Raw genomic sequence first — 11,141 nt, forward strand, 5'->3', positions numbered from 1 at the left:
CGCGCTGCGACGCTTTAGCTGCGCGCCAGAACGAACACGCCGATCAGGATGATGCCGATGCCGATGAGCCGCTGCACGCTCAGCACTTCGCCGAACAGATACCACGCCGCGAACGCGTTGACCACGTAGCCGAGCGAGAGCATCGGGTAGGCGATTGAGACGTCCACGCGCGAGAGCCCGACGATCCACACGACCACGCTGAACACGTAGCAGGTGAGGCCGCCGAGAATCGGCACTTGCGTCGCGAGCTTCCAGCCGATGGGCAGGATGTTCGCACGGCTGAATTCGAAGTGTCCAACGGCATTGACACCCGCTTTCAGCAACAGTTGCGCGCATGCATTCAGGCCGACGCCGGCCAGGATGCAGATCAGGGAAATCGGATTCATCGGAAAGGGCGGCTCAACGGGTTATCGGGTTATGGGGGCGGATCGGCAAAGTGTCGCCGGGGCGCACCTTGGCCGCCGCACCAGGCGGGCCGCCCCGATTATCGCGCATGCGCTAACCGGGGCCTCGCGGCGCTCAGGATTGTGGTTTCTCGACGATCACGCGGCGCGAGTCGCGCGCGATCACCTGCATCGGCAGGCCCTGCGCGGCGAGTTCCTCGTAGCGTCGCACGGGGATCAGCGCGAGCGCGTAGCGCTCGGACTTCCAGCGCGCCTCCCAATCGGCGACGGTCGGCACCCATTTTTGCGGTTCTTCGGAGATGCCGAAGGCCAGCTCGTCGGTCACTTCCACCATCGTCATCGTGTGACACACGTAGAAGGGCATCGTGTGGTCGAGCACGCCCACGGAGTAGAACGGCGTGTCGGGCGGCAGCTTCGCGATGGCGGCGCGCACGGCGGGCGCGAGCGGTGCGCCCGAACTGAGCGTGCCGAACACATCGTGGCCCGTGCCCGCGATGGTCGCGAGCAGCAGCCATGCGGTGCCCAGCGCGAGCGCGGGCGCGCGCGCGCCGGTGTCGGGCGTGCGCTTCGCGCGGTTCAGGCGCAGGCCGATCATGGTGCCGACGAAAGCCACCGCCGCTGCGGCAAACACCCACACCTGGAACTCGCGGTAAAGCGCGTTCGGATTGCGCGAGTCGCCAAGCCGGGTGAGGACGAACGAGCCCGCCATGAGCGCGACGGCGAGCAGCGCATAGCCCGCGAGATGGCGGCTCCACTGCGCGCGCGTCATGAGCGGCAGATACATGCCGATGATGAGCGCGAGCGGCGGCGCGATTGGCAGCGTGTAGGAGATCAGCTTCGAGTGCGAGGCGCTGAAGAACACGAAGATGAATACCGTCCACACGAGCAGCAGCGTGACGGGCGAGAAACCGTTGGGCTGACGCGGCGTGCGCAGCGCGTGGCGCACGCTCTGCACGCTCACGGAGAGCCACGGCAGGAAGCCCACCAGCATGACGGGCACGAAGTAGTAGACCGGGCCGGGGCGGTTCTGCGCAGGCGTGAGGTAGCGCTGGAACTGCTGGACGATAAAGAAGAAGTTGAAGAACTCGGGGTTGCGCTGCTGCACGAGGATGAACCACGGCGCGACGATCGCGAAGAACACGATCAGGCCGCTCACCAGATAGAGCCGCTTCCAGAGCCCCCAGTCGCGCGAGATCCCCGTGTAGAGCACGAGCACCGCGCCCGGCAGGATCAGGCCGACCAGGCCCTTGGAAAGCACCGCCATCGCCATGGCCGCCCAGCACACCCACATCCACAGGCGCACGTTGCCTTTGGGCAGGTTGGGGCGCTGCGCGAGCAACAGCGCGCACAGCGTGAGCTCCATCCAGAACGACAGGCCCATGTCGAGCGTGTTGAAGTGGCCCATCAGGTTCCAGTACGGCGCGCAGGCGAGCACGACCGCCGCGAAGAAGCCCGTGGCGGCGTTGAATACGCGCGCGCCGGTGAAGCCGACCAGCAGCACGCCGGCGAAGCCGGTGAGCGCTGTATAGAGGCGCGCCTGCCATTCGCCGATGCCGAACCACGCGAAGGTGAGCGCGTTCATCCAGGTTTGCAGCGGCGGCTTCTCGAAATACTTGTAGCCGTTGTAGCGCGGCGTGATCCAGTCGCCGGTCGCGAACATCTCGCGCGCCATTTCGGCGTAGCGGCCTTCGTCGCTCGGCAGCAGGTGGCGCCAGCCGAGCGGCACGAACCAGATCACGGCGAGGGCGAGGATCAGGAGCAGGATCGCGCTGCGGTTGAGCGGTAGCCTCGATGGCGTATCGTTCATGGGTTTCAGCCTGTTCTTGTTGCAGTCGTTGCGGTCGAGGTTCGGGTAGTGCGCTCGCGCGCTGTCATGCCCGGCGCGCGCCGGCAGGCGCACAGACGGATCCACCAGCGGGGAGCGCACGCGGCGCGCAAGTGTACTACGTCGCCGCGCGGCGACCTGATGGCAAGCTTAAGCCGGGTCAGCTTTCGATCAGAAGGGCGACCGCCACGCGGCGGCCTTCGGCCATGAGGATGTTGTAGGTGCGGCAGGCGGCCTTGAAGTCCATCGCCTCGACGCCGATGCGTTTCGCGGCCAGCGCCGCCGTCAGGCGCGGGTGAGGAAAGCGCAGCCGGTCGCCGCTGCCGAACACCACCACTTCGGGGGCGAGCGGGAGCAGCATGTCGAAAAGTTCGGGGGTCAGGGCGTCGAACGCGTGAACCGGCCAGGGCGTGACCGGCGAGTCGGGCATCATGATGATGCTGCCCGTGTGGCGTTCGAGGTTCACTTCGACATAGTCGGCGCCGTAGCCGGTGACGGTATTGAGTGCGCCGCTGGAGTCCTGGTGTAGTTTCAAAACGGGAGTTCCGGGGTTGGGGCGGTTCGGGTGCGCAACCGGGGCGCGTATGGCCGGTGTCGACGCCGGCCGGTCGCTGCCTCATTCCTGGCGGGTTCGGAACCCGCGTGGGGATCCGCGTGGAGATCCGCATCGGGACCGGTGTCGCGGGCCGCCATCAGACTCACGTTCGGACCGATTGCGCATTGCGGAAGTTGGCCAAAATCCGCTAAATTATAGCTTTTTAGCTGCCGCTGCGTCGGCGGCCACAGGTCGAGAGCCTCGCGCCCATCCGCGCGCCGGGCGAAAGCAGCCACGAGCTGCCGGGGCGGCCGTGGCGGGTCACGCATTGCGCACGGTGCTCCTCCTGCACCAACGGTGCGCCGCTTTCGTCCCGTCGACGCCCGCCCGTCTTGCCAGCCAAAGCGCCTCCGCCGTCCGGTCAAGCCGCGCGGTCAAGCTGTTTCAGCCCTTTTTACTCGCATCTCACCGCATTTTACTGATAGCCCGCCGTGAAACCGATTCTCAAATCCAACAAGCTACAGAACGTCTGCTACGACATTCGCGGGCCGGTACTCGAGCATGCGAAGCGCCTCGAAGAAGAAGGCCACCGCATCATCAAGCTGAACATCGGCAATCTCGCGCCGTTCGGTTTCGACGCGCCCGACGAGGTCATCCAGGACATGATCCTGAACCTGCCGGGCTCCTCGGGCTATTCGGATTCGAAGGGCGTGTTCGCCGCGCGCAAGGCGATCATGCATTACGCGCAGCAAAAGGGCGTCAAGGGCGTCGAGCTCGACGACATCTATATCGGCAACGGCGCGTCCGAGCTGATCGTGATGGCCATGCAGGCGCTCCTGAACGACGGCGACGAGGTGTTGCTGCCCGCGCCCGACTATCCGCTCTGGACCGCGGCGGTAAGCCTTTCGGGCGGCACGCCCGTGCATTACATCTGCGACGAATCGAACGCGTGGATGCCCGATCTGGACGATATCCGCTCGAAGATCACGCCGAACACGCGTGCGATCGTCGTGATCAACCCGAACAACCCGACCGGCGCGCTCTACTCGGACGAGCTGCTGCGCGGCCTGGTGGCGATCGCGCGCGAGCACGGCCTGATCCTCTTCGCCGATGAGGTCTACGACAAGATCATCTACGACGGCAAGACGCACACGGCGCTCGGCTCGCTCTCCGAAGACGTGATCACCGTCACGCTCAACAGCCTCTCGAAGAGCTATCGTGCCTGTGGCTATCGCGCGGGCTGGATGTTCCTCTCGGGCATGACGGGGGAGAACCGGCGCCGCTCGAAAGACTACACGGAAGGTCTCGGCATCCTGGCGTCGATGCGCCTGTGCGCGAACGTGCCGGGCCAGTACGCGATCCAGACGGCGTTGGGCGGCTACCAGAGCATCAACGAGCTGATCCAGCCGGGCGGTCGCCTCTATCGGCAGCGCGAGCTGGCGTACAACATGCTCACGGCCATCCCGGGCGTGACCTGCGTGAAGCCGGAGGCGGCGCTCTACATGTTCCCGCGCCTCGACCCGAAGCTTTATCCGATCGAGAACGACCAGCAGTTCATTCTCGACCTGCTCTTGCAGGAGCGCGTGCTGCTCGTGCAGGGCACGGGCTTCAACTGGAAGCAGCCGGACCACTTCCGCGTGGTGTTCCTGCCGAACGTCGACGACCTGACCGACTCGATCAACCGCATCGCGCGCTTCCTCGACGGCTATCGCCAGCGGCACGGCACCTGAGTCGTAACTGAGCCGCACCTGAGCGAGCAACACGCATCCCCTTTTCAAACACTTGGACGAACACACGCTGCATGGATCCGATCAAAGTAGGTCTCTTGGGCTTCGGCACGGTGGGCAGCGGCACCTTCACGGTACTGCGCCGCAACCAGGAAGAAATCAAACGCCGCGCGGGCCGCGGCATCGAGGTCGCGCGCATCGCCGTGCGCAACCCGGCCAAGGCCACGGCGGCGCTCGGCAGCGAAGCGGGCACCGTCGACCTGACGACCGACTTCAACGCCGTGGTCGACGACGCGTCGATTTCGATCGTCGCCGAAATGATCGGCGGCACGACGCTCGCCAAGGATCTCGTGCTGCGCGCCATTGCCAATGGCAAGCATGTCGTCACGGCGAACAAGGCGCTGCTGGCGGTGCACGGCACCGAGATCTTCGAAGCGGCGCGCGCCAAGGGCGTGATGGTCGCGTTCGAAGCGGCGGTGGCGGGCGGCATCCCCATCATCAAGGCGCTGCGCGAAGGTCTCACGGCCAACCGCATCCAGTACATCGCCGGCATCATCAACGGCACGACGAACTACATCCTCTCGGAAATGCGTGAGCGCGGGCTCGACTTCGCGACCGCACTGAAGGCCGCGCAGGAGCTGGGCTACGCCGAAGCCGATCCGACCTTCGACATCGAAGGCGTGGACGCCGCGCACAAGGCCACGATCATGAGCGCGATCGCGTTCGGCGTGCCCGTGCAGTTCGACAAGGCTTACGTGGAAGGCATCAGCAAGCTCGACGCCATCGACATCAAGTACGCGGAAGAGCTGGGCTATCGCATCAAGCTGCTCGGCATCGCGCGCCGCACGGAGAAGGGCATCGAGCTGCGCACGCATCCCACGCTGATCCCGGCCAAGCGCCTGCTCGCGAACGTGGAAGGCGCGATGAACGCGGTGGTCGTGCACGGCGACGCCGTCGGCACGACGCTGTACTACGGCAAGGGCGCGGGGGCCGAGCCGACGGCCTCGGCCGTGGTCGCCGACCTCGTGGACGTCACGCGTCTGCACACGGCCGACCCCGAGCACCGCGTGCCGCATCTGGCGTTCCAGCCGGACAGCCTCTCGAACACGCCGATCCTGCCGATCGAAGAAGTCACGAGCGGCTACTACCTGCGCCTGCGCGTGGCCGACCAGACCGGCGTGATGGCAGCCATCACGCGCATCCTGGCCGACAGCGGCATTTCGATCGACGCGCTGCTGCAAAAGGAAGCGGAGCAGGTCGACGCGCAGGGCAAGGCGGAAACCGACATCATCCTGATCACGCACGAGACGGTCGAGAAGAACGTCAATGCGGCGATCGCGCAAATCGAGAAGCTCGCGACGGTGAAGTCGCAGGTCACGAAGCTGCGCATGGAAGGACTGAACTAAGGCAAGGGCTATGAATTACGTATCTACGCGCGGCGCGGGCGCCGGCGAGCATCATTCGTTTTCGGACATCCTGCTGGGCGGCCTCGCGCGCGACGGCGGACTCTATCTGCCGGCCGCGTATCCGCAAATCGGCAAGGAAGAACTCGCGCGCTGGCGCGGCCTCTCGTACGCGGATCTCGCGTTCGAGATCCTTTCGAAGTTCGCCGCCGACATTCCCGCTGAGGACCTGCGCGACATCACGCGCCGCACCTACACGGCCGCCACGTACCGCAACGTGCGCCACGGCGAAGACGCGAGCAAGATCACGCCGCTCACCACGCTCGGCGAGGAAAATGGCGCGCAGCTTTCGCTGCTCGAACTCTCGAACGGCCCGACGCTCGCGTTCAAGGACATGGCGATGCAGCTGCTCGGCAACCTGTTCGAGTACACGCTTGCGAAGGCCGGCCAGGAGCTGAACATTCTCGGCGCGACTTCCGGCGACACCGGCAGCGCCGCCGAATACGCCATGCGCGGCAAGAAGGGCGTGCGCGTATTCATGCTTTCGCCGCACAAGAAAATGAGCGCGTTCCAGACGGCGCAGATGTTCAGCCTGCAAGACCCGAACATCTTCAACCTGGCCGTGGAAGGTGTGTTTGACGACTGCCAGGACATCGTCAAGGCCGTGTCGAACGATCACGCGTTCAAGGCGCAGCAGAAGATCGGCACGGTCAATTCGATCAACTGGGCACGCGTCGTGGCCCAGGTCGTGTACTACTTCGCCGGTTACTTCGCGGCGACGAAGTCCAACGACGAGCGCGTGTCGTTCACGGTGCCCTCGGGCAACTTCGGCAACGTGTGCGCGGGCCATATCGCGCGCATGATGGGCCTGCCGATCGAAAAGCTCGTGGTCGCCACGAACGAGAACGACGTGCTCGACGAGTTCTTCCGCACGGGCATTTATCGCGTGCGCGCTTCGGCCGAGACGTACCACACGACGAGCCCGAGCATGGACATCTCGAAGGCGTCGAACTTCGAGCGCTTCGTGTACGACCTGCTCGGCCGCGACCCGGCGCGCGTAACGCAATTGTTCCGCGACGTGGAGGAGAAGGGCGGTTTCGATCTCGCGGCGAGCGGCGACTTCGTGCGCGTGCAGCAGTTCGGCTTCGTGTCGGGCCGCAGCAGCCACGAAGACCGCATCGCGACGATTCGCGACGTCTACACGCGTTACAAGACGATGATCGACACCCACACGGCCGACGGCGTGAAGGTCGCGCGCGAGCACCTGCAACCGGGTGTGCCGATGATCGTGCTGGAAACCGCGCAGCCGGTGAAGTTCGGCGAGACGATTCGCGAAGCGCTCGACCGCGAGCCGGAACGTCCGGCGGCGTTCGACGGGCTGGAAGCGCTGCCGCAGCGCTTCGAAGTCGTGCCCGCCGACGCGAAGCGCGTGAAGGACTACATCGCCGCGCATACCGCGGATTGATGGTGCACTGATCGATGCTGCCGGGGCCCGACCCGCGTCTGTCCCCGGCACGCCGATCCCTCGAAGGCCGCCACACCAGGCCGCGCGCCCGCGCTCCCCAGAGCCGGGCGCTGCAAGACCCCAGCCGATCCACGGCGCTCCCGGGGAGCCGATCCACGGCATAAGGCACAGCGCGCCCCTCGCGCCGCTACAATAACGGCAGACCAACCGCTGCTGGCGGCCCACCCGCCGACTCCGAGACAAGCTCGATGTCCACGCCTACGTCCCCGTCATCCGCCGCGCCGCGCGCGCCCATGCTGTCCACCGCCGATGCTCTCGCCACGCTGCTCGCGGCGGCGCAGCCGCTTGCGGGTACCGAAACGCTCTCGACCTTCGACGCATTGAACCGCGTCCTGGCCGCCGACGTCGTTTCGCCGCTCGACGTGCCGCCGATGAACACGAGCGCGATGGACGGCTACGCGGTGCGCGTGGCCGACCTCGCGCAGGGCAGCCGCCACTTGCCGGTGTCGCAGCGCATTCCCGCGGGCCACGCGCCCGAGGCGCTTGCGGCGGGCACGGCGGCGCGCATCTTCACGGGTGCGACGGTGCCGCCGGGCGCCGACGCCGTGGTGATGCAGGAGCAGACCGAAGCCGCCGACGGCGCCGTCACCTTCCTGCACACGCCCAAGGCGGGCGAATGGATCACGGCGCAGGGCGCGGACATCCGCAAAAACACGGTGATCCTGCCTGCGGGCACGCGGCTCACGCCGGCGGCTCTCGGACTGGCCGCATCGGTGGGCTGCGCCACGCTCACGGTCGTGCGCCGCGTGAAGGTTGCCGTGTTCTTCACCGGCGACGAGCTGACCATGCCCGGCGAGCCGCTCAAGCCCGGCGCGATCTACAACTCGAACCGCTTCACGCTCACGGGCCTGCTGCGCAACCTCGGTTGCGACGTGACCGACTATGGCATCGTGCCGGACCAGCTCGACGTCACGCGCGCGACGCTGCGCGAAGCCGCCGCCGCGCACGATCTCATTCTCACGTCGGGTGGCGTGTCGGTGGGCGAGGAGGATCATGTCCGTCCCGCCGTGGAAGCCGAAGGCCGCATCAACCTCTGGCAGATCGCCATGAAGCCGGGCAAGCCGCTCGCGTTCGGCGCGGTGCGTCGTGCACAGGAGGCGGGTGCGGACAGCAAGCCGGGCGGCGAGGCATTTTTCATCGGGCTGCCGGGCAACCCGGTGTCAAGCTTCGTCACCTTCCTGCTGTTCGTGCGCCCGTTCCTGCTGCGCCTCGCGGGTGCAACGCACGTGAGCCCGCGCGCGCTCTCCCTGCGCGCCGACTTCACCCAGTCGAAGAGCGATCGCCGCAACGAATTCCTGCGCGCGCGCGTGAATCCGGCAGGCGGTCTCGACCTGTTCTCGAACCAGAGCTCGGCCGTGCTGACCTCCACGGTGTGGGGCGACGGCCTCATCGACAATCCGCCGAACCACGCCATCAGCGCGGGCGAGACCGTGCGCTTCATTCCGTTCACCGAATTGCTGTACTGAGCCTTTAGCCGATGAAGATCCAGTTGAAATTTTTTGCGAGCGTGCGCGAGGCACTGGGTGTCGCGGACGAAACGGTCACGCTGCCGGACGGCATCGTGACGGTCGGCGACGTGCGCGGCTGGCTGCGCGCGCGCGGCGGCGTGTGGGCCGAAACGCTGGCGGAAGGCCGCGCGCTGCGCATGGCCTGCAACCACGTGATGACCGACCCGCGCACGCGGATCACCGAGGGCTGTGAAGTCGCGTTCTTCCCGCCGGTGACGGGCGGCTGAGCGCCACAGGAGACTCGCCATGCCCGTACGCGTACAAACGGAAGATTTCGACCTCAGCACCGAAGTCGCGCAGTTGCGTGCGCGCAATCCGGCGATCGGCGCGGTGGCGTGCTTCGTCGGCACCGTGCGCGACCTGAACGACGGCAGCACGATCGCCTCGCTCGAACTCGAGCACTATCCGGGCATGACCGAAAAGGCGCTGGAAGCGATCGCTCTTGCGGCACAGCGGCGCTGGGCGGGCATCGAGGTGCTGATCGTGCACCGGGTGGGCAAGCTCGCGCCGCTCGATCAGATCGTGCTGGTCGCGACCACCTCGAAGCATCGCGGCGACGCCTTCGCGTCCTGCGAGTTCGTGATGGACTATCTCAAGACCGAGGCGCCGTTCTGGAAGAAGGAAGGGACGGAGCAGGGCGCGCGCTGGGTCGATGCGCGCGAGAGCGACGATGCGGCGCTGGCCAGGTGGGGCGTGGTGTCGGGGAATGTATCCGGAGAGCCGAAGTAGGCGGTTTTCGCCAGGCGGAGTGCGCAACGGTTTATCGGCACCCGCTTGGGTCCATCTAATGCAACTAACCGCCTGGTCATTCCCTCAGTCGAAGGCAGACGCGCTCACTCCGCCGGGGCGCTTTCGTCGACGTCCATCGAGCGGCCAATGATGCGGGTCGGGAACGGCTCGCCGGCCGGACGGTCAGGCAGATCGTGTCCGGCGGGGCGGCGGCGCGGGGCCACGCGCTCCAGCAGCGCCTGCTGTTCGGGCGGAATCGTATAGTCCCAGCCGAAGCGGCTCAGTTGCAGACTCTGCGCGATGCGCAGGGCGGGTTCCATGAACTGCACCGCCGCCGCAGGCGCGTAGCGCCCCTGCACCGTATCGAGAAAGAGATAAAGCCAGCGGCTGAAGTGCTGCGGCTCGACGCCGGGCACGGGGTCGTGGGCCTGCTGCACATTGCCGCGGTAGGTCTTGGTGCCGAGCACGAGACTCGACCAGAAGCGGCACATCTTCGGCAGGTGCTCGTCCCAGCGACCGGCCAGCACGCCGTCGAATACCGGGCCGAGCATTGCGTCTTCACGCACGCGATCGTAGAACGCGTAGACGAGTTCGCGGATGTTCTCTTCGGTGGGCTGGGCGTGCAGCGGGGAAGCGCTGCTTGCGTCGGGGCGGGTCATTGCGGTGCCTGCATTTCTGCCTGAGGTGGCCGGGAGTGTAGCCGGCGGCCGTGCGTCGACACGATGCGGCGCTGGGCCGCACGGTATTCCGGGTGCCAGGCAAGACGAAAAGCGCATGATACCCAGTCCGGGCAAAACCTGCATGCTATCTGCATGTTAATGTATGGTTTCTGTCACCCGCGCCGCCATCGCCATGAGACTGACCGACTACACCGACTATTCGTTACGCGTGATGCTGTATCTCGCGTTGCGTCGTGACAGCCTGGCGACGATTCAGGAGATCTCGGACGCGTATGGCGTCTCGAAAAATCATCTGATGAAAGTCGTGCAGCGCCTGGGCGAACTGGGTTGGATCGACACGATTCGCGGGCGCAACGGCGGCTTGCGCCTCGCGCAGGCGTCGCTCGACCTGAGCGTCGGCGCGGTGGTGCGGCAGACCGAGAGCGATTTCGCGCTGGTCGGATGTTTTCCTGACGAGCATGGCGAGCGCCGCAACTGCGTCATTGAGCCGCAGTGCCGGCTCAAGCACGCGCTGGCGGCGGCGCGCGACGCTTTCCTGGCCGAGCTCGATCGCCATACCATCGGCGAACTCGTGCAACCGGCGGGCGAACTTACCGGGCTGCTCGGCCTCGCCCCGATCCAGTTCATGCCGCGGCTGCAACCGGCGCGCCCTGCGCCTTCGCGCGAGCATTGAGGGGCGCTTGCGCCCCTTTTTTCAAAACACGTATTTCATCCTCGGCTCCCGCTTTCACACGCGGTTCCCTCCATCCGGCCTCAGCCGGAACGCGCCCGCCGCCGTGCCTCCCTCCCTGATTTCCAGACTTGC

General features: G+C 66.3%; 11 protein-coding genes. 7 read left to right on the plus strand and 4 right to left on the minus strand.

Going from position 1 to position 11,141, the window contains the following annotated elements; translation table 11 throughout:
* Positions 1–14 precede the first annotated feature (14 nt).
* The 3 genes from C7401_RS36750 to C7401_RS36760 all read right to left on the minus strand — a co-directional run bounded on the left by C7401_RS36750 (position 15) and on the right by C7401_RS36760 (position 2,764).
* A complete protein-coding gene (locus C7401_RS36750; RefSeq protein ID WP_112176951.1) occupies positions 15–386 on the minus strand; it encodes an SMR family transporter in 372 nt (123 codons plus the stop codon).
* 133 nt (positions 387–519) lie between these two features.
* A complete protein-coding gene (locus C7401_RS36755; protein ID WP_112176997.1) occupies positions 520–2,211 on the minus strand; it encodes a glycosyltransferase family 39 protein in 1,692 nt (563 codons plus the stop codon).
* Positions 2,212–2,389: 178 nt separating this feature from the next.
* The gene (locus tag C7401_RS36760) at positions 2,390–2,764 is read right to left on the minus strand and encodes an Mth938-like domain-containing protein (RefSeq protein WP_112176952.1); all 375 of its coding nucleotides are present in this window, start codon (positions 2,762–2,764) and stop codon (positions 2,390–2,392) included.
* Positions 2,765–3,255: 491 nt separating this feature from the next.
* Between C7401_RS36760 and C7401_RS36765 the strand changes: the two genes are divergently transcribed.
* The 6 genes from C7401_RS36765 to C7401_RS36790 all read left to right on the plus strand — a co-directional run bounded on the left by C7401_RS36765 (position 3,256) and on the right by C7401_RS36790 (position 9,656).
* Positions 3,256–4,494, plus strand: coding sequence for a pyridoxal phosphate-dependent aminotransferase (locus C7401_RS36765; protein ID WP_112176953.1), 1,239 nt, complete (start codon positions 3,256–3,258; stop codon positions 4,492–4,494).
* 71 nt (positions 4,495–4,565) lie between these two features.
* Positions 4,566–5,897, plus strand: coding sequence for a homoserine dehydrogenase (locus C7401_RS36770; protein WP_112176954.1), 1,332 nt, complete (start codon positions 4,566–4,568; stop codon positions 5,895–5,897).
* A 10-nt stretch (positions 5,898–5,907) separates the two neighbouring features.
* Positions 5,908–7,359 carry a threonine synthase gene (gene thrC / locus C7401_RS36775; protein ID WP_112176955.1) on the plus strand — a complete coding sequence of 484 codons (1,452 nt, stop codon included), beginning with the start codon at positions 5,908–5,910 and terminating at the stop codon, positions 7,357–7,359.
* Between the two features lie 293 nt (positions 7,360–7,652).
* On the plus strand, positions 7,653–8,885 hold the full coding sequence (locus tag C7401_RS36780) for a molybdopterin molybdotransferase MoeA (protein ID WP_112176956.1): 1,233 nt from the start codon (positions 7,653–7,655) through the stop codon (positions 8,883–8,885).
* A gap of 11 nt (positions 8,886–8,896) precedes the next feature.
* The gene (gene moaD, locus C7401_RS36785; RefSeq protein ID WP_112176957.1) at positions 8,897–9,154 is read left to right on the plus strand and encodes a molybdopterin converting factor subunit 1; all 258 of its coding nucleotides are present in this window, start codon (positions 8,897–8,899) and stop codon (positions 9,152–9,154) included.
* A 19-nt stretch (positions 9,155–9,173) separates the two neighbouring features.
* Complete coding sequence (locus tag C7401_RS36790) at positions 9,174–9,656, plus strand: molybdenum cofactor biosynthesis protein MoaE (protein WP_112176958.1); 483 nt, start codon at positions 9,174–9,176, stop codon at positions 9,654–9,656.
* 104 nt (positions 9,657–9,760) lie between these two features.
* Here the strand turns inward: C7401_RS36790 and C7401_RS36795 are convergent, their stop codons facing one another.
* Positions 9,761–10,315 (minus strand): group III truncated hemoglobin, encoded by a 555-nt coding sequence (locus C7401_RS36795; protein ID WP_112176959.1) that lies wholly within the window; start codon positions 10,313–10,315, stop codon positions 9,761–9,763.
* A gap of 193 nt (positions 10,316–10,508) precedes the next feature.
* Between C7401_RS36795 and C7401_RS36800 the strand changes: the two genes are divergently transcribed.
* Positions 10,509–11,009, plus strand: a complete 501-nt coding sequence (locus C7401_RS36800) for an Rrf2 family transcriptional regulator (RefSeq protein WP_112176998.1) — start codon at positions 10,509–10,511, stop codon at positions 11,007–11,009.
* Positions 11,010–11,141: the final 132 nt, after the last annotated feature.

The organism is Paraburkholderia unamae (genome assembly GCF_003268775.1).
GTDB classification, from domain to species: Bacteria; Pseudomonadota; Gammaproteobacteria; order Burkholderiales; family Burkholderiaceae; genus Paraburkholderia; species Paraburkholderia unamae.

Coding starts and splice junctions, on each gene's coding strand:
- C7401_RS36750 (WP_112176951.1), bottom strand. CDS start 386: ATGAATCCGATTTCCCTGATCTGCATCCTGGCCGGCGTCGGCCTGAAT.
- C7401_RS36755 (WP_112176997.1), bottom strand. CDS start 2,211: ATGAACGATACGCCATCGAGGCTACCGCTCAACCGCAGCGCGATCCTG.
- C7401_RS36770 (WP_112176954.1), top strand. CDS start 4,566: ATGGATCCGATCAAAGTAGGTCTCTTGGGCTTCGGCACGGTGGGCAGC.
- thrC (WP_112176955.1), top strand. CDS start 5,908: ATGAATTACGTATCTACGCGCGGCGCGGGCGCCGGCGAGCATCATTCG.
- C7401_RS36780 (WP_112176956.1), top strand. CDS start 7,653: ATGCTGTCCACCGCCGATGCTCTCGCCACGCTGCTCGCGGCGGCGCAG.
- moaD (WP_112176957.1), top strand. CDS start 8,897: ATGAAGATCCAGTTGAAATTTTTTGCGAGCGTGCGCGAGGCACTGGGT.
- C7401_RS36790 (WP_112176958.1), top strand. CDS start 9,174: ATGCCCGTACGCGTACAAACGGAAGATTTCGACCTCAGCACCGAAGTC.
- C7401_RS36795 (WP_112176959.1), bottom strand. CDS start 10,315: ATGACCCGCCCCGACGCAAGCAGCGCTTCCCCGCTGCACGCCCAGCCC.
- C7401_RS36800 (WP_112176998.1), top strand. CDS start 10,509: ATGAGACTGACCGACTACACCGACTATTCGTTACGCGTGATGCTGTAT.